This is a genomic window from Pontibacillus litoralis JSM 072002, assembly GCF_000775615.1.
GTDB lineage: Bacteria > Bacillota > Bacilli > Bacillales > BH030062 > Pontibacillus > Pontibacillus litoralis.
This window is the reverse complement of the sequence record NZ_AVPG01000007.1, coordinates 83,117-104,903: the sequence shown is the minus strand read 5'-3', so window position 1 is coordinate 104,903 and position 21,787 is coordinate 83,117. Positions and strand designations below refer to the sequence as shown.

Genomic DNA, 21,787 nt, shown 5'->3' with positions numbered 1-21,787 from the left:
AGTCAATTTTTTTGTTGGTACCATTTATATAGAAAAGAGACCATTGTTTTCGTAAATTTAAGAAATTGGTCTCGATCTAACGATTCATTCACTGCATGCGCTTGTTCCAATGTCCCAGGACCATATAGTACGGTGGGAATACCTGCTTCGGCTAACCATCCTCCATCTGTAACAGTCGGTGACATGGAATAGTTAACAGGCTCTTGAAACATTTGTTCATGTGCTTGCGCTAACAATTGCACTCCATAATGATCTTGATCTATGGAGAAAGATGGAAAGATTTCACCTTCGTCCTCAATCATGGACGTCCCCCCCCAAGTGAATGTCGGTGGATGATTTTGCAGCCATGGATCTGCCATCGCTACGTGGTGAAGGTGCTCTTCTATTTCTTTTACTACGTCTTCATAATGTTCTTCTGGATAATAATGCACCGTTATCCATAGTTCACAACGGTCGGCTATAAAAGCAGCATGTTGACCCCCTCGAATAACAGCTGGATTAATCGTCGTACTGCCAGGCGGGAATCCATCACTTTGCTTTGTAACGCCCCAATGGCGCTCTAACGACTGTAATCCTTGAAGGAGGAGCATCATCTTCTCAATGGCACTTGCTCCATACAAGCCACCACCTGCATGAATCATCGAGCGGCGTGTAGCATCATGGAATGTAGTTGGACTTTCCACTGTAATCCAGCCAGTTATAACACCACCTTGCCCTTGAATCTCACAATTGCTCGTATCAACGACAATAGCTAAATCAGCATCATATCCTTTATCACAGCACGATTTCGTTCCTGCCTCGCCTACTTCTTCTCCAACGACCGATTGAATCATGACATCTCCTTCTGGTTCGATACCATGTTCGTGTAATAGACGTAATGCAAACAAAGCGCCGGCCATTCCCGCTTTCATATCAGCAACACCACGACCATATAGCCGCTCATCTGTCACCACACAAGTGAACGGATCGAACTTCCATACTTGTCCTTCCTCAATAGCGGCAACGTCCAAATGACCATTAATAATTAAGCGCTTACTTGAAGGGTCAGCTCCACGCTTTTTTCCTACGACAATAGGATCGTTATCATACAAATTCCACCTATCAATCTCGAATTCTAATTGGTGTAAATAATTCGTTACATAATCTTGTGCCTCTTTCGCATTACGAGCAGGAGGACTCGTCGTCGGAAACGATACGAGATCTTTCACTAAATCTAGTAATTCTTCCTCTCTACTTTCGACTTCTGCAAGTAACGATGTCAATTCCATTTCCTTCATTCAAACACCCCTTTCCATACAAAAAAACCGCTCCTTAACCAAGAAGCGGCTGCTAGATAAACATATGTACGTCCATACAAAAGCTCGCTTCACTTCCCTACGCTAGTATGATCTAGATCAGGTAACTAAGAGTCAAAGCTGTACTGCTTTTCTCAGCCGATTAAGCGGCTCCCCTAGTGAAGATGTCATATAAAGTTGTTAATTCCATTTAATCACACTTCATGTAAATACTCAAGTTATGAATATTTATCAATAAGTATGTATATTTATTATTTTTTTATTGACTATTCTCCTAAGCTACTCTACTATTAAATCATTGACACTAACACGTATGAGCAGCAAGGAGGAAGTAATTTGGACCACATTGGGTTTGTATCTCTTATACCACCAATCATAGCAATCATTTTGGCTATCATCTTTAAAAACGTCATTGTATCTTTATTTACAGGAGTATTTGTCGGCCTTTTAATTATGTCGAACGGAAATCCCATTACAGCAACAACTCGAACGATAAATGAATATATTACACCTCAATTCACCGATAGCTATAATGCTGCCGTGATCGTTTTATTATTATTTATTGGAGGATTTGTGGCTTTAGTGGAGAAATCTGGAGGGGGATTAGCTTTAGCCAATAAAGCAGCAAAGCACCTTAACTCTAAACGAAAAACACAACTTTCAGCATGGTTTGGCGGGATTGTAATTTTTTTCTCTGATATGGGAACTCCTTTAATTATTGGACCTATTTTTGAGAAGATATTTGATAAAGTAAAATTATCACGTGAAAAGTTGGCATGGATTATTGATTCTACTTCTACGCCCGTTGCTGTTTTAATCCCTTTCATTGGCTGGGGCGTCTATATTATGGGACTGATAAAAGAGGAATTTGACCGCATTGGGGTGGCAACATCTGAATTTACAACGTTTGTACATGCGATCCCATTCCAATTTTACGCCATTTTATCTATACTCATTGTGCCGGTAGTTGCGTTAACGAAAGTAGATTTCGGAGCCATGTCAAAAGCTAATAAACGCGTGGAAGAAACAGGTGCTTTATTTTGGCCAGATTCTAAACCACTTCGCAAACCAGAAGTTTCTCAGGAAGATACGAAGGAAAGTCATCCGCTTCTTATCCTACTTCCCTTGGGGATTTTGTTTCTGACGTTATTTGGGTTATTGTTGCCACAAGGTTTCCCTTTCAATCCTGTGCCTGGAAGTGATTTCCGAGTAGCTTTAAGCACTGGCTATTTATTTGCTTCTGTCTCGCTCATTATACTTATGATCTTTTATAAAGTGAGGAAGATAGGAAGAATTTTTGATATATACATTTCAGGTATGCAGAAAATGATGCATGTCATTTTAATTTTAGTTTTAGCTTGGGCATTAGGTTCCTTATTAAATGAAATGGGAACAGCCGCTTATATTATTGAATTGTTAGAAGGGAATATAGCCCCTTGGATTGTACCAATGGTTATTTTCGCTGCGTCTAGCGCGATGTCTTTCGCAACAGGAAGTTCATGGGGAACCTTCGCTATTATGCTTCCTCTAGCAATCCCGATGTCGTATGGGCTTGATGCACCACTACTAGTAAGCATTGGAGCAGTTCTATCTGGTGGTATATTCGGGGATCATTGCTCGCCGATTTCCGATTCTACTATTCTCGCATCTACTGGCGCCGGTTGTGACCATGTGGATCATGTCAAAACACAATTGCCTTATGCACTAATCAACGGTTTAATCGCACTAATTTCCTTTGGTATTGCAGGCGTAACAGGAAGTGCATATACAATCTTGTTTAGCATCCCTTTAATGGTTCTAACCTTCTTTATTATTTCTAACATACAAACAAAACGAAATGGAGTGAACGTAACACAATGAAATTATGGGGCGGAAGATTTACGAAAGACGAAGATGAATTAATGGAACTATTTAATACTTCTTTAGAAGAAGATCATTATTTAGTAGAAGAAGATATTCAAGGTAGCATTGCGCACGTTCACATGCTCCTAAACAATCACATCCTTTCTGAAAAAGAAGGAGAAGCAATTGTACATGAATTACACAACATTTTAGAAGAAGTGAAATGTGGTGCCTTACAAATTGAAGGAAAGCATGAGGATATTCATAGTTTTGTCGAAGCTACGTTAACAGAAAGAATTGGAGAAGCGGGCAAGAAGCTTCACACAGCACGTAGTAGAAATGATCAAGTGGCAACAGACTTGAAATTATTTGCGAAAAAACAAGCACACATGGTCTTGGGCTTATTAAGTGAACTAAATGAAAGTCTTATAGAAAAAGCGACACAGCATAAACAAGTAATGATGCCAGGTTATACGCATCTGCAACGTGCACAGGTCGTAACATTTGGCTATCATTTATTCGCTTATGTGGAAATGTTCAAACGAGATCAACAAAGGCTGAACCATGCGATTGAATTACTAGATGAAAACCCACTCGGATGTGGGGCATTAGCAGGAACAACGCATGACATCAATAGAGAAGAGACGACGAAAGAACTGCAATTTGCTCGACCAGTAGCGAACTTTTTAGATGGAGTTAGTGACCGTGACTACATAATAGAGCTGCTATCCGATTTATCCATTATTATGATGCACTTAAGTCGTTTAAGCGAAGAGCTAATATTGTGGAGTAGTCAAGAATTTTCATTTGTGCAAATAGATGATGCCTATGCAACAGGTAGTAGCATTATGCCCCAGAAAAAAAATCCAGACGCGGCTGAGTTGATTCGCGGTAAAACGGGGAAAGTGTATGGTCATCTTGTTTCTGCATTAACGACTATGAAAGGGTTACCTCTAGCCTACAACAAAGATATGCAAGAGGTGAAACAACCACTGTTCCAAGCACTTGAAGAAGTTGCTCCTTCGCTACAGCTTATGTCACGAATGATTACGACATTAAAGATAAATGAAGCAGAAATGAAGAAGTCCATTAAAGCCGGCTTTCTTAATGCGACAGAAGTTGCCGACTACCTCGTAAAAAAAGGCGTCCCGTTCAGAAGTGCCCATGGTATAGTAGGGGCAATCGTGTTGTACTGCGAGGAAAACGGTACATGCATTGAAGATTTAACTCTAAAGGAACTGCAACAATTTAGCGATGTGATAACAGATGATGTATATGAATATATTGATTATGAAGCAATAATTAAACGTGGAAACAAAAAAGAAATGGCGAACTAAAGTGGAACAAAGGGCTCTTTCCCCTTTGTCCCGCTTCTTTTTTGTTCAACTTTCTATTTTCTTAACTATCTTTTTCATAAATCCATTTTTCTAAATTCAATTTGTGGACACATTTAAAAACAAATTTAATGAGTCGCATAATGAGTTTGCGACTCCCTTTTATAAATCATCATTGAAAAAACGATCATTCTTAATAAAATCCTCTAATTCTCCTATAGAATTAATTTCATACTCTTGTTGTTTTTCTGATGCTGCCGATAAAGTAGGTGTAGTAAAAATAACAAACAAAATTAGTACAAACAAAAAACTACACACCTTTTTCATCTCTCATCCTCCAATTTTAATAATCTTAAAAATATCTGAATTGATCAAGTATAAACTTACCATACCATCTAGGGAGTATCTACCATTTCAAAAGAATTATTACTACTTTTTTAATTACTTTGATTCTTAGGTAAAATTACATACTTAGCCATTAGGAGAATAAAAATAAATAAAAAACAGGCAATAGCAGTATTATTACTCGTAAGTGCATTTGATTGAAATACTTGCATAAATATTGCTACGTTCAATAAAAAGGAGATTAAAAATCCAGCAATTGCAATTATTGTTAAGTAGATACTCAACAACAATCTTTTTGAATAAGAAAAACTTCTATTTTTTCGTAATGACATAATATGTTTTATCTGTCTCACCAAAACATAAATAAAGCCAATAACAAGCAAAGCTACAATAGTATAAGACATTAGATTATTCATAATATCAACTCCTTTATTTTTAATATATTAACTAAGTTTAAGTAGGATTGTTTTATTCTTCACCAAATAGCTGTATTCCTTCTATATATTCCGTATAAACGACGCTTCTTCTCGATATATAGTTTTCTTTCTTGTCCCTTGTCGAAAAGAAAATTATAATTAATTTATGGAATAGGAGTGAGGTTTTATTGAAGCATAAGAAAAGAGCGTTTTATAGTTTAATAATTTGCATGTATATTGCCATTGCAAGTCAAATTAGTACTGGAATTACAATTGTGTATGCTGCTTTTTCATTTGAACAATTGCAGTCCTTAGCTAATGGGCTATCGTTATTTTTAATAGGAACAGTTATTGGCCTCCCTTTTTATTCTCGTATTATTGATCAAAAGGGAAGTTCTCTTGTATATACACTTTCTTTAACTGCTTTAGCAACTAGTTCTTTACTTATATCTTTTGCACCGTCTTTCGGTTGGGTAGAGTTAGGTGGATTTTTTATTGGCTTATTTGGAACTGCACTCATCCCAATGATTCCTCCACTACTATTTACAATATTAACGCCTGAAGAAAGAAAAAATATTAGTATCTATACAGGTTCAACGTTAGGATTCGCTATTATAGCAGGGCCTATTATCGTTAGTTTGCTCATTTACTATGTAGGTTGGCAGGCGGGTTTCTTATTAAATATTCCGTTTGCTTTGCTAGCTTTATTTTTTATTCAGCCTTATGTGAAGCAGCTTAAACCTTCTCATAAGGTCGTATTTGACATACCTAGTGGAATTTTATTTACGTTTAGTATTACATGTTTTACGTATGGGATTAGACATATACAAGACTGGGGATCAAATAGCGTGATAACGTATATTGTAACTGGTTTATTTATAACTAGCTTAATTATATTTTTTATCCGAGAGCGTTATTTTACAAAACGGTTTCTATCCTTGCATGAATTTAAAAAAACGAATGTTCTTTTTCTTATTGTGTTCTTTTTCTTTGCTGGGAGCTTCATATACTTTTACATTACGTTCTCTGCGCTATTTGGCATTTACGTTACGCAACACCCTTGGTCTGGTTTATTTATTTCTACATTGCCATTTGCAATTGGTATGACGATAGGAAATATTGCAACACCATATATATTAAGAAAAACAAAATTAGCAACGTTTCTACTTGTTAATTGGTTAGCTATTACGATTCTCACTACGATTAATGCTTTGTGGTGGGATTCATTCCCTATATTCATATTGGCGACACTCTTCTTTCTAATAGGCATTTCTATAGGTACATTACCACCTGCTGTTAATGGAAGTATCGTACAATTAAGCCCTAATCATCGGAAGATTGGTGCTCCATCACTAGCATATTTCACTTTCAAACTTGGAGGAGTCTTATTACTTAGTTTGGTAAGTTACGCATTAGTATTTTGGTTTACTAACGAAATACCGTCGCTGAACGGCATATCTTTACATCAATTACTCATGCCTCATTCAGCAGTGAATCTTGCCGCTTACACGAGTTTACAAAAACTATATAATAGTCTAAGTCTTTATGCTATCTTCGTCACCATTTTATTAGGGGCTTATCTTGCAATACAACGCTATTATTATAAAAGAATATGATTCCCGTAATCGTATCCCTTTATTTTTACAGTTTACATCTTCCATTCCCTTGCAAAATCCAGAAAATCAAAAGTAGGAAGCAAAGCCATTAACTAAATATTTGATTGTAGAAGTAATAAACACGACCAATCCTTCTAGATGTAATCAATGTTTTTGGACCAATCATAATAATCCTTTATTAAACAAAAACGCCCAGGTTCCTGAGCGTTTTTGTTCGCTATTTGTAATGTTCTTGTTAGTGTTAATAATAAATTACACGTTATTTACATTAACACTATTCTCTACGAAAACAGTACAATTAGCTTAAGCGATATGCTTTTTTACAAATCATCAAATCCATTATCCGTGTAATTTACTTTCGTATATTGACGGGACTTCTGTTCAAAGAAATCTGACTTGCCACTATTGACATCCTCATAAGCACGGATCCACTTCAACGGATTCTTCTTATATTGCGGGAATGGCTTCTCAGCTCCAAGTTCTTTACAACGTTTATTCGCCATAAATTTAATATATGCTTCTAGTTCTGTCATCGTTAAGCCATCAAAATCATCACCAATAATATAAGTAGCCCATTTCGTTTCTAATTCTGCCGCTCTTCTAAACGTCTCTGTTGCGAAGGTGAGCATTTCTTCTTGATCGATGTTCGGATTCTCCGCTAACGTCTCTTTAAAAATGCGCTCAAATAAGTTGACGTGTATTTGTTCATCGCGGTTAATGTAATTAATCATCGTACTAGTGGATACCATCTTCTGATTGCGAGCAAGGTTGTAGAAGAAAGCGAAACCTGCATAGAAGAATAATCCTTCTAATACAACATCATATACAATCGAACGGAGAAAGGACTTTGGTGTTGGCTGCTCAACGAACTCTTTATAGCCGTTTGCGATAAATTCATTTCGTTCTAATAACACTTCGTCATGCTTCCAATATTCGAAAATCGCATCTTGTTCTTGTTTCGACACAAGAGAAGAGAGTACATAAGAATAGGATTGATTGTGAACTACTTCTTGAAACGATAGTACTTGCATTAAAGCAACTAGACTAGAATCCGTTAAATAATCAGCAATTTTCCCACTATAGTCGGTTTGAATCGAATCCAGAAAAGCGAGCAAGCCGATTACTTTTTTAAATGTATCTTGTTCCTTATCACTTAAATGACTCCATTGCTTCAAGTCATTGTTCATATTAATTTCATTGGGAATCCAGAAGTTAGCAAGCATGTTCTTATACATTGGATAAGCCCATGTAAATCGAGCATCGTCCCAATTTAACACGTTTGAGCTACGTCCATTTATAATACCTGTTGATTGGTTTGGTGCATCAATATCATATAAATTTCGTTTATTTAATAAATGCTGACTCATCTTTATTCCTCCTTATGATGAACAACTTTCGCAATCGATATCTTCTGATGATGTTGAACGCATATAGTATGTCGTTTTCATTTTGTGACGCCAAGCTTCTAAATGCAAGTTCAATATTTCCTTTGCCTTGACCGTGTTCTTCACATAAACATTAAAAGAAATCGATTGGTCAATGTGCTTTTGGCGTTTGGCATTTTGTCGAATGCTCCACATTTGATCTATTTCGTAGGCTGATTTATAAAACCAGTACGTTTGCGTGTTTAAGTCTGGAGCGGTGACTGGAATTTTGTAATTTTTCTTTTCCTCGGAATAAAATTTCTGGAATACTGGATCAATACTTGCGGTACTACCAGCTATAATGGACGTTGATGAATTAGGTGCTACAGCCATTAAATACCCGTTTCGCACACCATACTGTTGTACTTCCGCCTGTAATTGACTCCACTTATCACACGTATAACCACGATCTGTGAAATACGCACCAGTTTGCCATTTAGAACCTTCATAATGTGGATAAGCACCTTTTTCTTTCGCTAGCTCTTTACTTGCTTCAATCGTTAAATAAGCAATATGCTCATATAAAGTATCTGCATAAGAAACAGCTTCATCTGATTCCCAGCGAATACCTTTTAACGCTAGTAGATGATGCCAGCCAAACGTACCAAGACCAATCCCTCGATAATTTTGGTTCGTTATTTCTGCTTGAATAACTGGAATCCGATTTAAATCAATGACATTGTCGAGCATTCTCACTTGGATAGGAATAAGACGTTCTAGTACTTCTTCTAGCACAGCTCGACCTAAATTAATGCTAGATAAGTTACATACGACGAAGTCTCCTGGATTTTTGACCGTAATGATTTTTCCATCTTGTGTATATTGTTCTTCCACTGTTGTTGAGCTTTGATTTTGCATAATTTCTGTACAAAGGTTTGTGCAATACACCATCCCTTTATGGGTATTAGCATTTTTACGATTTACTTCATCACGATAAAACATAAACGGTGTACCTGTTTCAAGCTGGCTAATCATAATACGCTTCATAATCTCAATAGCTGGCACAACGATTTTATTTAAGTCTGGATGCTCCACACATTGTTGATACTTATCTCTGAAGCTTCCTGCGCCTTCTTGTTCGTCGTAATAATCTTCAAGGCTGAATCCCATTACTTTACGTACCTCATGAGGGTCGAATAAATACCAATCTTCACGGTTTTCAACTGCTTCCATAAATAAATCAGGCAACGTCACACCTGTAAATAAATCGTGTGTACGCTGGCGCTCATCCCCATTATTTAACTTCGCATCCAAAAAGGCGAATATGTCCTGATGCCATACATCTAAATATACGGCAATTGCTCCTTGTCGTTGGCCAAGCTGATCTACACTCACCGCTGTATTGTTCAACTGCTTCATCCATGGAATAACCCCAGAACTTACTCCTTTATACCCTTTAATATCGCTACCTTTGGACCGGATTTTCCCTAGATACACTCCAATGCCGCCACCACTTTTAGAGAGATTTGCAATATCGGTGTTACTATCAAAGATGCCTTGTAAACTATCATCGACTGTATCAATAAAACAGCTTGATAATTGTCCATAACTTTTTCCACTATTGGACAGTGTTGGCGTGGCAACCGTCATATATAAATTACTAATTGCCCAGTAAGCCTCTTTCACAAGGTCAATACGTTTTTCAGCTGATTCATTCGCCATTAATGTCATCGCAATAATCATGAAACGTTCTTGAGGTAATTCGTAAAGCTCTCCATTATGTCCTTTTGCTAAATAACGATCTGCAAGCGTACGCAAGCCAATATACGTAAATAACTTATCTTTCTCTGGATCAATCACATCTCCTAATATATGTACTTCTTCTTCTGAGTACTGTTCTAGAATGAAGGAACTGTACACACCTAAATCAAGTAATATTTGCAATAAATGAGCGAAAGGCGGATAAATCGTATCTTCATAATGATTGCGTCGTTGCGCTACTTCCTCATATAGTTGTTCACAATATATACGCGCGCTTACATACGTCCAATCAGGCTCTTCTTCATCCATGTAGTCAAGCGCTTTAAGAATGAACTCATTATATACTTGTTCTTTCGCTACATCTTGTTTCTTAACAACTGCATCCATTACTTCTTCTAGTAGCAACTCTACCTCTATATGTGGAAATTCGGATGGTAATGCTTGTAGCTTTCCCTTTAGTCGTTTTAACCAACCTTCTTCTATTCGATTACATTGCACTGTTTGCCCCATTTTACTTCTCCCTCCTAAATCTCTTTCTTTAATCAAAGTGATAGAATAAATAACAAAAAAAACCGCCTTCCTCAAGGAAAACGGCTTACGACAGCAACATAGAAAGGAGTAGTCTTCTCCCTCACTCTATGTCTATCGTTCCACCTTCTCACTCCCCGAAGAATAAAGAAACTATTTACGAGTTAAGGTAGGTCTCCTGACTTGTGCTTCTTCCTACTATGAGCCCTTCCTATATTACATATAGTGGATTTCCTCAATTCGTCACACATACAGTTGCGGGGACAGTTCTGGACTTGCACCAGATTCCCTATTAAGCCTGCATGGCACCTTATCAACTCGTTAGATTATCAATATATAGTTGTTTTATTATTTTTTTCATCAATATGTTGTATTTAACGATACCGAATATTGTAGTAAATAGCAAGTGAAAATTTTTAATAACAAATGAAACAAACTCCATAACCCTATTGGTAAGTGGATTAAAATAGTGAAAAATTTTTTGCTAAACTTTGCTTAAAAACGTATGTACACTGATTACATATTCTATCGGAATATTATCCTTATATCAATAAAAAAACTTCCAGGCTTTAAAAGCGTGAAAGTTCTTTATACTAAATTGTATTATAGCCTCTTAGCACCTAAGTAACGCTGCTTATAGTAACTATTAGATAGATTCGAGATTTCTACACCATTGCTATACCCAGCATGAATGAAATCTCCATTTCCTAAATAAAACCCTGCATGAGATGGGCCTTTTTTATACGTTTCAAAGAAAACAATATCCCCAACGGATGGTTCAGACACACTCGTTCCAGCAGCCCATATCGTAGCGGTTGTACGTGGTACATGCTTCCCTTCTTGCTTGTAAACGTAATGAATATAGCCACTGCAATCAAAGCCTGATGGTGATGTTCCGCCCCATACGTAAGGCGTACCCATATACTTCTTTGCTTCCTTAATTAAACTTTCCGTACTAGATGTTACCGACGTATTACCTTGATTACTTGAACCTGAATTATTAGATCCTTGATTACTAGATGAACCAGTCACTTTTAACGATTGTCCTACATAAATACGATCACTCGACAAATAATTAATTTTCTTCAAATGACTCACACTCGTATTATATTTCATCGAGATGGACCACAATGACTCGCCTCTCTGAACTCTATGAACTGAATTTGAGCCTGCTTGAGAATTATTATTCGTCACTTCATTGTTGGAATTGTTAGTTGAATTTGAAGTACTTTCATTAGATGAAGCTGATCCAGCAACTTTCAACGTTTGTCCTACATAAATTGTGTCACCAGAAAGGTTATTTAACTGTTTCAAATGACTTACACTTGTATTTTGCTTTCTTGCTATCACCCATAATGAGTCACCTTTTTGGACGGTGTATGTACTTGAACTAGAATTATTTGACTGTGAAGATGATGATGGGTTGGATTCAGAGCTAGATGAAGGTGCTGATACTAAAAGGGTTTGACCAATTGATAAACTATCATGATTTAATTTATTCCATTTTTTCAATGAATCAACTGTTGTATTGTACTTTATTGATAAATCCCAGAGCGTGTCTCCTTTTTGTACCGTATGACTTTCTTCAGCCTGTACAACATTCGGAAGCGTAATTCCCATACCTGCTACAAGCACTGGAAGTACCGTCTTCTTAGTAAACATCTTTCCCATTTCTATTTCCCTCCTCATTATAAACATAGGTCTATTATATTATATTTTAAATAGATAAATCTATATGCCTATGTTTTATTTAATATAACTGTAACATTCGCCGTAATAATTCACACTTAATTGGTTTTTTAGTACAAAACAAAAATCATTTTTTATTTTGCACTAAAAAAATCCTAGGCTTTATATAATAGCCTAGGATTTCTATCATATTATTCTATTGAACGTAAAAAATAGAGTCACTCATTGGGATGTTAGCGTCTGCTTCATATGCTTGTTGCAATTGCATTGTAACTTGGCCTGGCCTTCCATTTGCTATTGTATTACCATCAACTTCAATAATGGGCATTACTTCTGCTGTACTACTCGATAAAAATAACTCATCCGCATATTGAATATCCTCTAAATGAAATGCCTCTTCATGAAATGGAATACCAGTCTCTTTCGCAAAAGCCTCTACTCGCATACGTACACAGCCATGTAAAATGTTTTTCTCGGCAGGGTGCGTATAAATTGCTCCATCCTTAACTACATACACATTTGATGAGCTACACTCGGTAACTTTGCCGTTTCGATGCAATATTGCTTCAAAGCAACCTTGCTCCTTTGCTGCTTGCTTTGCCATTACATTTGGTAATAGGTTTAAGCTTTTTATATAACAGTAATCCCAGCGGACATCTTTTTGCGTAATCGTGGCTACTCCGTTTTTCATGAGCGAATGCTTGCGAGATAATGGTGCTACATAAGCATATAAATTCGGCTGCACTCCCACAGGAAAAACATGATCACGAGGTGCTGATCCTCTTGTAAGTTGTAAGTAAACCTTTCCATCTGTTGTAAAATCATTTAGATGGAGTAATTGTTTTAACTGCTTATACATCTCTTCTTTCTCATATGGTACTTGTAGGTGAATGGCTGCAGCTGATCGGTATAAACGTTCCACGTGTTCTTCAATTAAATACAAATTCCCTCTATATACACGAATAACTTCATACACTCCATCTCCAAACTGCAACCCTCGCTCTTCAAATGGATATGTCAAATCATAACGATTGACAAATTCTTTTTCCGTTAATACATATGGACCTATACTCATCTAGGTAGCCTCCTAACTATGAGTGGCTAGCATCATTTTATGAAACATCAACCACTATTTGTAACAGTTTATCAAACATTCAGAAAAAAGTGTATCATTAACATTTTATTTTGATAAATTACAGCAAGCAGGCTTAAAAAAATTCCTTACACGTTTAGCTGTCTACAAGATGGAGGTATAACCACATTAGGTAATTGTACTGGTGGTTCTGGCTATATGAATTGTTCGAATAAAAAGGTTTATTGGAGATTTTTTATGTATGCTAGGGGCGTATAGAGTTCCATTATTACTTTTAGTTTTACTAATAATATTTATTAGTAAATCAAAAAAAGAGGTTAATTCTGTCATACAGCGCAAAAATACGATTTGTGAGAGGTTTGACTCCCCTTACAAATCGCATGAAGCAAAAATAAAAGATGTAGTATTTTTAGTTACATCTTTTTTTTTGGTGTTATCCCGATAGAGCGAAATCTATCAGGATTCGGATTTTTAAGGGTTCGATGCCAAAAATCATATAACAAGGGGAATGATTTTTATATTGCCCTTACCGATTATGTTAATCTGGAAAGTGTTTAAAATCACTATTCTCTATTAAAAAAAGACGCGCCCCTTCCTTATTGAAGAACCGCATCTTACATGATTTGTATGCTTCGTATGTGAACAGCAGCTTATACGTTCATATTTCGGCAAGCTTTTGCGCATTCACGACAAATCTTAGCACACTCTTGGCAGTGAGCATCTTGAAACTTTTCACATTCTGTTGCACACGCTTCACAAATTGTCGCACATAGTTGACAGTGTTGGGTGGCAAATTCACTATTTCTCCCCATATAAGCTATAGCTTGTAAACAAAATTCCGCACAATCATTTAAAATTTGAATACAATGAACTCTTGATTGAACATCTGATTCTTGTAAACACGCAGTTGTACATTCTTCACAAGCTCTTGCACATTTTATACAGGCTTCCATACAGTTGTCCATATTAGTTGATGATGCTGATAATACTCCCATGTTGCAAACCCTCCTATTATAAAATTTCCGTATTATCATGCCTCCCATTTAAATTCCTATTCAAATAATGGCTCGTTACATCAATCGTCGTCATCATTATCATCATCGTCGTCTGCATCATCGTCATCTTCTTCTTCTGCGTCATTTTCGTCATCATCATCATCATCGTCATCGTCTTCTTCTGTGTCAGTATTCGCCGGCTTCTCATTAGGTACGGGTTTATTTATTGGTTGCTCTTGATTCGTCTGAGCATTATTCTTCTCTTTCTTCGTACTTCCACTCTTTTGCTTGGAGGTAGATTGATCAGCTTGATATGGTTGGGTATTCGTTTCGATTCTTTCATCCTCTCTCTCATCATCGATTTCATCATCGTCATCTTCTTCTTCTTCTTTAATAGGCTGTTTTGATCGCATTGAAATATATGAAACCTCTCCTGTATTTCCTTGCACATACACAGAAGTTACCTCTAGTTCATTCTCAATCGTCACTTTATAATTCTGGCCATTTTTATTATCGACAATAGAAGTATCAATAATTTGACCGTTCACTTCTTCTTTAGCGATTTGTTGTGCTTCTTTCTTTGTCATCACTAACGCATTGGCTTCGTCTTTAAATAGTTTATTCGATAACACCTGTTGCTTATCCATATCATAAGCGATGACGTGCTGTTTTCCTTTTATATCAACAGTAGCTTCCACGATTATTTTTCCGTCGGTCTTTACTTGTTCCATTTTCTTCACTTTTCCATTTACTTCTTCTTCAATAGCCGCTTTTACTTCCGTATAGGTTGCCAGTTGACTTGCAAAATCTTTTTTTTGAACAAGTTCAACATTACTTACCTTCTCAGACTCTTTATCTAATTTAAAATGATAGACGCCTTTCTCATTTTCCACCGTAATGAAATAATGGTGCTGGTCATCTGTTAAATCAACTACTTCGCCTCCATACAATTCCGCTGCAAATACTTTTGCATCATTTGGAGACATCAATTGCCTATCATCTTGAAAAACTAATACAAACATGCTGTAGGAAAGCCCTGTTATGATAAATAATACAAGCGCTATTTTCCACTTCATTATGCGATACCTCCCTTTGGTAACGTCACAGTAAAGGTTGAGCCTACTCCTTCTTTACTTTTAACAGAAATAGTACCATTATGCCGATCGACGATTCGTTTCGCGATGGATAGCCCAAGTCCGGAGCCCCCTGTTTTTCGACTACGTGCTTTATCAACACGATACATTCGACTAAACACATGAGATTGAGCCTCTTCTGGAATACCAATTCCTTTGTCAATCACATCAATACGAACGACCTGCTCCTCTTCTACCATTTGCAACGTAATGGTCTCTTCACTATACTTTTTTGCATTGTCTAACAAAATAATCATTAATTGTTCAAAGCTTGGTTCATGCACTTTTAAATAACATGAATCCATCTCATGATGAAATATAATTTTCTGTGGAAAGGCGCGTTGCAACCTTTTTACCATATTGTTCAAATTGGCAGCTATATCGATAACTTCTTTCTGCTCTTCTTTCGTTTCCTCTGCCTTAGCTAATAATAACAATTGCTCCGTTAAGTATTTCATCCTAACCGATTCCGAGCCAATTGCCTGAATAGCCTCTTCCAATATGTCTGGCCTTTCTTTTCCCCAGCGATTGAGCAACTTCACGTAACTATCTATAACAGTTAAAGGTGTTCTTAATTCATGAGAGGCGTCTGAAACGAATTGTTCTTGTCTTTCATAGCTTTCTTCTAGTCTAGTCATCATACGATTGAACGTTCTTGCCATTTCACTTAGCTCATCTTTTAAATCATTGTCCACTGTAATGTGCTCAAATGAACCTTGATTTTCAATTGTCTTCATCGTTTTAGTTAACCTATAGATTGGTAATGTAATCACTTTACCTAGAAATCTACTCGTAATAAATAGAATAATAATAACAATAGTCGTCGTGATGATTAGTACCCACTTTAAGTCTTGCATATTGCCATACAGCATATTTATATTCTCAATGACTTGCAAATTGACAATTTCCCCTGTTTCATTACTAATCATTGGAATCGATATACCGACGAACCATGATCCGTTATATTCAAATACTTCATCAATTTGATTATTGGTGTAGCTAACTTCCATCCCTCTATACCGCTTGTCTGCCGCCACTTGCACAATCGGGGCTTTTTGTTCTTCATCAACAATACGCAACACACCATCATTCACTATATATGCTCTTAACACTTGTTCCATCGGCACATTTTGCTGTTCGGTCATTTCCATTATAATGTTGTTCGCTGTATTCGTTAGTCTTCGCTGTTCCGAATCAATCGTCTGGTTTTTGAAAATAAAATAGATAGATGTGTTTGCAATTAACAATAAGACCATTAAAACAACCGTTGTCAGTAGCTGTATACGTGTCCGTAGCTTCACTATGATACTACTCCTTCATCATATAACCGACACCACGAACAGTATGAATGATCGTATCTCCGCTTGCGTCTGTTAATTTTTTTCGTAAATATCGAATATACACATCTACTATATTCGTATCTCCGTAATAGTCATAACCCCATACTTTATCGAGAATTTGCTCGCGGTCTAAGGCTCTATTTTTGTTCGTCATTAAATAATAGAGAAGTTCATACTCTCTTGGGGTTAAATCGACTAATTGTTCATGATGATACACTTCTCTTGTCTGCTTGTGCAACGTGACACTCCCTATGTGCTCAACATCATGATCAAGATGTTGTTCAGCAGACGGTTTAAATCGGAAGTTAGCCCGAATTCTAGCTAGTAATTCTTCTATTTCAAACGGTTTCGTCATATAATCATTTGCACCTAAGTCAAGCCCATTTACTTTATCATAAACCGAATCACGAGCAGTAAGCATAATAATAATGATTTCATTGTTTGTTTGCCGAATTCTCCTTAACACTTCCATACCATTTAATTCTGGAATCATAACATCTAAAAGAATAAGATCGATTCCTCCTTTTTCATATATATCAAGACCAGTTCTACCAGTGTGAGCTACACTTACTTCATAGCCCTCATATTCAAGCTCCAATTGTATAACGCGAGCAATTTTCTCATCATCTTCCATAATTAGTATATGTTCTGCCACATGTATCACCTCATTTATAAATTCATCCCCGTCCACTGCCAATAGGTGAAATAGAATAATAGTGTTAGGATAATATATACAGGTAAAAGAATGGCGCTTATCTTAAGTAAGTGCTTCGCATCATAAGAAACATTCCCCTCTTCATAAAAAAGAAGTAACGCTTTCGAACTGACTGGAAAGGTGACACAGTAATTTATTCCAATTAAACTTAAAAACACAACCGTTGTTGGGTCAACCTGCATCGTTTGACTAAAAATAAGCAACATTGGAATGAGTACGATGGCACGTGTAGTATGCGAAGTAATCAATAAATGACTCGTAGTGGTTACAATTAATATAGTGCATACAATAAACCATTCAGGAGCATGGTCAAACATAAAGAGAAACTGCATCCATTCTTGTTCGATCCATGACACGACTCCTGTATCTACTAACACTTTTCCTAAGGCGGTCGCAGCCGCTACAAATAAAATCAAGTTCCATGATACAGCGTTTACACCTTGTTTCCATACAATAATACCGTAGCGCGGAACCATCATAAGTAAGGCACCTATTACTGTAATGAATGCAATATCATAGCTGTGTACCCTTTCAGTCATCCATCCAATAATTAAAAACGCTATAAGAACCACACACTTTTTCTCTTTATTTGATAGCTTACCTGATACTATTTTTTCTCCTTGTTCTTGCTCCTCATTAAAAGTAGTTGGGGATTTTGGCCACAGTATCCATTTTATAATAACTACAGTTAAAAAGGTAATAACAAAAGCAAAAGGAATCCCCCAAATAAACCATTGTACATAGGAAATCGTTTCCCCTGTCGTTTGCTCTAGCAAGCTAACACCTATTAAATGAGAACCCGCACCTATTAACGTAGCGGAAGTACTCATTAAGATGACTGTAGGTGCCATGATAGCTAAAACACTTAACTCTTTTGATGTAAAGCGATTATTTAATTGATGAATCATAGGCATCGATAAGGCTGCTCTTCCAGATGTTGATGGAATAAATAAAGAAGAGAAAAATAATAAAAAAGCAACACTTGCCACTAGTTTATTTTTTGTTTTTGCTTTTTGTACCAAAATGGCGGTTAGTCGATCAGCTAATCCAGATTGCATGACCGCTTCTCCTATAATAAATGAACCAAGTATGAGCCAAACCACTTCTTCTGACAAAGAGTGATAGAGCAGTTCAGGACTGCTCCCTTTCATCAATACTATAAAAACAATAAGAGAAGTTGCTACTAATCCGGCAGGAAGCTTAGTTGTAACCCATAACGTCATAGACGATAAAAAAGCAAATAAGGCAACTCGCGCTTCATAGTCTAGACCTTCTACTAACAACACAAGCAATAAATATCCAACATGAGCACTAACAATGGCTAGTGATTTCGTTGAAAAGTGTTCTATCATGGATAGAAAGCTATTATGCCTTTTTTCCCGTCTTGCCATTCTTGTCTCCATCGTTAACTTACCTTTTCATCATCTGGTTTACGTTTAGCCATTTGATAGCCAATTGTCACTTGTCGAAGCACGGACTCCATACTGCCTTCAATCCATTTACTAGCATGCTCCATGGCTTTTTGTAAAGAAGTCGGTTTCGGAATAATGCTAATAAATGCGTCAATCCCTACTTCATAATTTAACTTGGCCCCTTTCCCAATAGTCCCCGTAATAGCCACAACTGGTTTATCATATTTCTTAGCTATTCGAGCCACTTCTGTTGGGATTTTTCCATTTGGCGTTTGAAAATCGATACTACCTTCTGCTGTAAAGACAATATCAGCTTCTTTAATTTTCTGCTCCATTTGAATATAACGTTTAATGACGTCAAAGCGAGGGTGCAACGTTGCCTTGGCAAAAGCGACTAATCCTGTTCCAAGTCCTCCTGATGCTCCACTACCTGGCGTTAATCTCATATCTATCGAAAACGCTTTCTCGATTAGGTTCGCGAAATGTTCAAGTGCTGCCGATAGTAGGTCAACTTGTTGTGGTGTAGCTCCTTTCTGTGGTCCAAATACTCTTGCAACCCCTTTTTCGCCGCATAATACATTTGTCCAATTACATGCAACATCGATTACAACGTCAGCTATACGTGGGTCTAGTTGTGACATGTCAATATGCCTAACTTTTATTATGTCCTCTACACCATTGATTTTGACAGTGTGATTTAAATCATCCATAAAACGTACCCCTAGAGCTTCAGCCATACCAGCACCACCATCAGATGTGCCAGAATCACCACAACCGATTAAAATACGATCCACATCATAATCTAATGCGCATAATATCAGTTCTCCTACCCCATGAGTCGTCGTTTTTAACGGATTCCGTTGATTTAATGGAACTAGCTTCAACCCTGCGGCAGCAGCCATTTCAATAACCGCGATACGTTCCCCATTTTCAACATAAATACCAATGTGAGCAGTAACTGGGTCACCAACAGGTCCACGTACATCACCATATATCATTTCTCCTTCTTTTGTTTTGGTAATCGTTTTTGCAAATCCCTCTCCACCATCTACCATTGGAATCATCTCTATTTCATTACGGTCATCAAATTTCTTCGCTCCCCGTTCCATTGCTAATCCTACTTTTTCAGCATCTATACACTCTTTAAAGCCGGACGGCACTAATACGATTTTCATTATCATTTCCTCCTCAGTTTTACATCTTACTTGCCATCGTACCGTCCTAAAGCTAATACTTCGTTAACAGAACATTAGAAATTGATTAGAAAATATGAACATGAAAAAAATGCTTTAACATACAGGTTCCTGCATCTTAAAGCATTTTTATTGTTTTACTTACGTATATGTTGAACTATCTTCTTTAAACTATACAAAAGGATACGAATGATTCCATATGCAGCAAAGAAACCAAAGAATCCAATAATACCAGCCGCCGCATCATCAAATTCCATATTACCACTATTTGTTACACCTTGTTGAATCTCTAAAGCGAACACAAACACAAGAACAAACGTAAACGTATAAATAAACGACAACACAGAAATACTTAATTTCGCTAGTTGATGAAACACCAAATCAACTATGATAAAGCTAACAATTCCCATGATACCAATAATCCAAAAATGCAATTCCTTATCTGTCAGCTGTAACCCTAACGATTCAGATAGCGCATAAAAGGCATCATGAAAAAAATCAACCACTTCTGCTAAAAATAAAATAACGTCCTTCATCTTTTCCTCCTCATACCTAATGAACAAACGAATAACGATTGAAGTGAACATACGATATACATATTATAACAGAATATGTTATGATTTTATCGTTCATTACTTAAAGAAGTGAAACATACATGAAGCACCATTCGTAGAATACAATGTAAGTGGAATGTTATTTATTTAACAATGGAAAAGAAAGGAGCACAACAAATGAAAAAAAGAATGATAGCACTAGTTATTGCTGCAAGCATTTTATTTGTAGGAATCATTTTTCAAGCAGTCGGATTATTCATGACGGAGAATTTCACTCAAAGCACTACTTCCATGTTAGGGGTAAATGAACCGGCTGAAAAAGTTGTGGAAAATGGGGATTTAACTAATCGAATTGCGATGATCGATGTAGATGGCACAATTATGAACACTGCTGCATCTCCGTTTGGTGGAGCAGGCTACCAACACGAGCAGTTTCTCGAAGAGTTAGAAACCATTAAAGAAGATGCTTCGATTAAAGGCGTTTTATTAAATGTTAACTCTCCAGGTGGTGGTGTATATGAAAGCGCAGAAATTCATGATAAATTACTAGAGATCAAAGAAGCTGATAAAAGCCTTTATGTATCTATGGGGAGTATGGCCGCTTCAGGAGGGTATTACATAGCTGCACCTGCTGATCAAATCTATGCATCAAAAGAAACGTTAACAGGCTCTCTCGGCGTTATTATGCAAAGTGTCAACTATCAAGAATTAGCTGATAAGTTTGGTATTAAATATAATACGTTCAAAAGTGGGGAATTTAAGGATATTATGAATCCAATGAGAGAGATGACAAAGGAAGAGAAAGCAATTATGCAAGAAATGGTTGATGAATCCTACGAGCAATTCGTCCAAATCATTTCAGAAGGCCGCGATATGCCTAAAGGCGAAGTGAAGAGACTAGCAGATGGACGTATTTATTCTGGACAACAAGCTGTAGAAAATGGGCTAGTGGACGAAATTGGTTTCCAAGAAGATGCTTTACTTGCTCTAAAAGAGGAAATTGGTGGTAATCCACAAATCATCGAATACGATGCTGGTTTCGGAACATTATTTGGTATGCCATTAGCTGAGAACATCCTACCAAACAGTGAAGCACGCATGGTCGAACAACTGCTGAAAAACCGACAAGGTCCAAAATTGATGTACATGTACACTGAATAAG

The 21,787-nt window shown here is 36.9% G+C and carries 18 protein-coding genes and 2 riboswitches; of the genes, 4 read left to right on the top strand and 14 right to left on the bottom strand.

What is annotated here, in order from left to right:
* Window positions 1–2: 2 nt before the first annotated feature.
* Complete coding sequence (locus N784_RS06810) at window positions 3–1,277, bottom strand: acetylornithine deacetylase (protein WP_084600163.1); 1,275 nt, start codon at window positions 1,275–1,277, stop codon at window positions 3–5.
* A gap of 77 nt (window positions 1,278–1,354) precedes the next feature.
* Window positions 1,355–1,462, bottom strand: a riboswitch (TPP riboswitch).
* Between the two features lie 169 nt (window positions 1,463–1,631).
* Between N784_RS06810 and N784_RS06805 the strand changes: the two genes are divergently transcribed.
* Window positions 1,632–3,155: a Na+/H+ antiporter NhaC family protein gene (locus N784_RS06805; RefSeq protein ID WP_036833557.1), complete on the top strand. Its 1,524-nt coding sequence runs from the start codon at window positions 1,632–1,634 to the stop codon at window positions 3,153–3,155.
* Window positions 3,152–4,474, top strand: a complete 1,323-nt coding sequence (argH, locus tag N784_RS06800; protein ID WP_036833556.1) for an argininosuccinate lyase — start codon at window positions 3,152–3,154, stop codon at window positions 4,472–4,474. Before N784_RS06805 ends, argH begins: the two co-directional genes overlap by 4 nt.
* A 159-nt stretch (window positions 4,475–4,633) precedes the next feature.
* Here argH and N784_RS16585 read toward each other — a convergent pair whose 3' ends face one another.
* Both N784_RS16585 and N784_RS06795 read right to left on the bottom strand, forming a co-directional pair.
* Complete coding sequence (locus N784_RS16585) at window positions 4,634–4,798, bottom strand: hypothetical protein (protein WP_156965196.1); 165 nt, start codon at window positions 4,796–4,798, stop codon at window positions 4,634–4,636.
* Between the two features lie 110 nt (window positions 4,799–4,908).
* The gene (locus tag N784_RS06795; RefSeq protein WP_036833554.1) at window positions 4,909–5,232 is read right to left on the bottom strand and encodes a hypothetical protein; all 324 of its coding nucleotides are present in this window, start codon (window positions 5,230–5,232) and stop codon (window positions 4,909–4,911) included.
* Between the two features lie 188 nt (window positions 5,233–5,420).
* On the opposite strand from N784_RS06795, the gene N784_RS06790 reads away from it, so the two are divergent.
* Complete coding sequence (locus tag N784_RS06790; RefSeq protein WP_036833552.1) at window positions 5,421–6,848, top strand: MFS transporter; 1,428 nt, start codon at window positions 5,421–5,423, stop codon at window positions 6,846–6,848.
* Window positions 6,849–7,168: 320 nt separating this feature from the next.
* Here the strand turns inward: N784_RS06790 and N784_RS06785 are convergent, their stop codons facing one another.
* From N784_RS06785 to N784_RS06735, 11 genes are all read right to left on the bottom strand, one after another.
* Complete coding sequence (locus tag N784_RS06785; RefSeq protein WP_036833550.1) at window positions 7,169–8,215, bottom strand: ribonucleotide-diphosphate reductase subunit beta; 1,047 nt, start codon at window positions 8,213–8,215, stop codon at window positions 7,169–7,171.
* 12 nt (window positions 8,216–8,227) lie between these two features.
* On the bottom strand, window positions 8,228–10,483 hold the full coding sequence (locus tag N784_RS06780) for a ribonucleoside-diphosphate reductase subunit alpha (protein ID WP_084600162.1): 2,256 nt from the start codon (window positions 10,481–10,483) through the stop codon (window positions 8,228–8,230).
* A 169-nt stretch (window positions 10,484–10,652) separates the two neighbouring features.
* Window positions 10,653–10,829: riboswitch (cobalamin riboswitch) on the bottom strand.
* 275 nt (window positions 10,830–11,104) lie between these two features.
* Window positions 11,105–12,172 carry a C40 family peptidase gene (locus N784_RS06775; protein WP_052127173.1) on the bottom strand — a complete coding sequence of 356 codons (1,068 nt, stop codon included), beginning with the start codon at window positions 12,170–12,172 and terminating at the stop codon, window positions 11,105–11,107.
* Window positions 12,173–12,386: 214 nt separating this feature from the next.
* The gene (gene dat / locus N784_RS06770; protein WP_036833549.1) at window positions 12,387–13,265 is read right to left on the bottom strand and encodes a D-amino-acid transaminase; all 879 of its coding nucleotides are present in this window, start codon (window positions 13,263–13,265) and stop codon (window positions 12,387–12,389) included.
* A 668-nt stretch (window positions 13,266–13,933) separates the two neighbouring features.
* Window positions 13,934–14,278: a four-helix bundle copper-binding protein gene (locus N784_RS06765; protein WP_036833547.1), complete on the bottom strand. Its 345-nt coding sequence runs from the start codon at window positions 14,276–14,278 to the stop codon at window positions 13,934–13,936.
* A gap of 80 nt (window positions 14,279–14,358) precedes the next feature.
* Complete coding sequence (locus N784_RS06760) at window positions 14,359–15,354, bottom strand: PepSY domain-containing protein (protein WP_036833546.1); 996 nt, start codon at window positions 15,352–15,354, stop codon at window positions 14,359–14,361.
* The gene (locus N784_RS06755) at window positions 15,354–16,712 is read right to left on the bottom strand and encodes a HAMP domain-containing sensor histidine kinase (RefSeq protein WP_036833544.1); all 1,359 of its coding nucleotides are present in this window, start codon (window positions 16,710–16,712) and stop codon (window positions 15,354–15,356) included. Before N784_RS06755 ends, N784_RS06760 begins: the two co-directional genes overlap by 1 nt.
* Before the next feature lie 7 nt (window positions 16,713–16,719).
* Window positions 16,720–17,385, bottom strand: a complete 666-nt coding sequence (locus tag N784_RS06750) for a response regulator transcription factor (protein ID WP_036833602.1) — start codon at window positions 17,383–17,385, stop codon at window positions 16,720–16,722.
* 35 nt (window positions 17,386–17,420) lie between these two features.
* Window positions 17,421–18,857 (bottom strand): SLC13 family permease, encoded by a 1,437-nt coding sequence (locus N784_RS06745; RefSeq protein WP_232305985.1) that lies wholly within the window; start codon window positions 18,855–18,857, stop codon window positions 17,421–17,423.
* A 14-nt stretch (window positions 18,858–18,871) separates the two neighbouring features.
* Window positions 18,872–20,053, bottom strand: a complete 1,182-nt coding sequence (locus tag N784_RS06740) for a glycerate kinase family protein (protein ID WP_036833542.1) — start codon at window positions 20,051–20,053, stop codon at window positions 18,872–18,874.
* Between the two features lie 155 nt (window positions 20,054–20,208).
* Window positions 20,209–20,607 (bottom strand): hypothetical protein, encoded by a 399-nt coding sequence (locus tag N784_RS06735; protein WP_036833540.1) that lies wholly within the window; start codon window positions 20,605–20,607, stop codon window positions 20,209–20,211.
* A gap of 195 nt (window positions 20,608–20,802) precedes the next feature.
* Between N784_RS06735 and sppA the strand changes: the two genes are divergently transcribed.
* Window positions 20,803–21,786 (top strand): signal peptide peptidase SppA, encoded by a 984-nt coding sequence (gene sppA / locus N784_RS06730; protein WP_036833539.1) that lies wholly within the window; start codon window positions 20,803–20,805, stop codon window positions 21,784–21,786.
* Window position 21,787 lies beyond the last annotated feature (1 nt).

Coding starts and splice junctions, on each gene's coding strand:
- N784_RS06810 (WP_084600163.1), bottom strand. CDS start 1,277: ATGAAGGAAATGGAATTGACATCGTTACTTGCAGAAGTCGAAAGTAGA.
- argH (WP_036833556.1), top strand. CDS start 3,152: ATGAAATTATGGGGCGGAAGATTTACGAAAGACGAAGATGAATTAATG.
- N784_RS16585 (WP_156965196.1), bottom strand. CDS start 4,798: ATGAAAAAGGTGTGTAGTTTTTTGTTTGTACTAATTTTGTTTGTTATT.
- N784_RS06795 (WP_036833554.1), bottom strand. CDS start 5,232: ATGAATAATCTAATGTCTTATACTATTGTAGCTTTGCTTGTTATTGGC.
- N784_RS06785 (WP_036833550.1), bottom strand. CDS start 8,215: ATGAGTCAGCATTTATTAAATAAACGAAATTTATATGATATTGATGCA.
- N784_RS06780 (WP_084600162.1), bottom strand. CDS start 10,483: ATGGGGCAAACAGTGCAATGTAATCGAATAGAAGAAGGTTGGTTAAAA.
- N784_RS06775 (WP_052127173.1), bottom strand. CDS start 12,172: ATGGGAAAGATGTTTACTAAGAAGACGGTACTTCCAGTGCTTGTAGCA.
- dat (WP_036833549.1), bottom strand. CDS start 13,265: ATGAGTATAGGTCCATATGTATTAACGGAAAAAGAATTTGTCAATCGT.
- N784_RS06765 (WP_036833547.1), bottom strand. CDS start 14,278: ATGGGAGTATTATCAGCATCATCAACTAATATGGACAACTGTATGGAA.
- N784_RS06760 (WP_036833546.1), bottom strand. CDS start 15,354: ATGAAGTGGAAAATAGCGCTTGTATTATTTATCATAACAGGGCTTTCC.
- N784_RS06750 (WP_036833602.1), bottom strand. CDS start 17,385: ATGGAAGATGATGAGAAAATTGCTCGCGTTATACAATTGGAGCTTGAA.
- N784_RS06745 (WP_232305985.1), bottom strand. CDS start 18,857: ATGGCAAGACGGGAAAAAAGGCATAATAGCTTTCTATCCATGATAGAA.
- N784_RS06740 (WP_036833542.1), bottom strand. CDS start 20,053: ATGAAAATCGTATTAGTGCCGTCCGGCTTTAAAGAGTGTATAGATGCT.
- N784_RS06735 (WP_036833540.1), bottom strand. CDS start 20,607: ATGAAGGACGTTATTTTATTTTTAGCAGAAGTGGTTGATTTTTTTCAT.
- sppA (WP_036833539.1), top strand. CDS start 20,803: ATGAAAAAAAGAATGATAGCACTAGTTATTGCTGCAAGCATTTTATTT.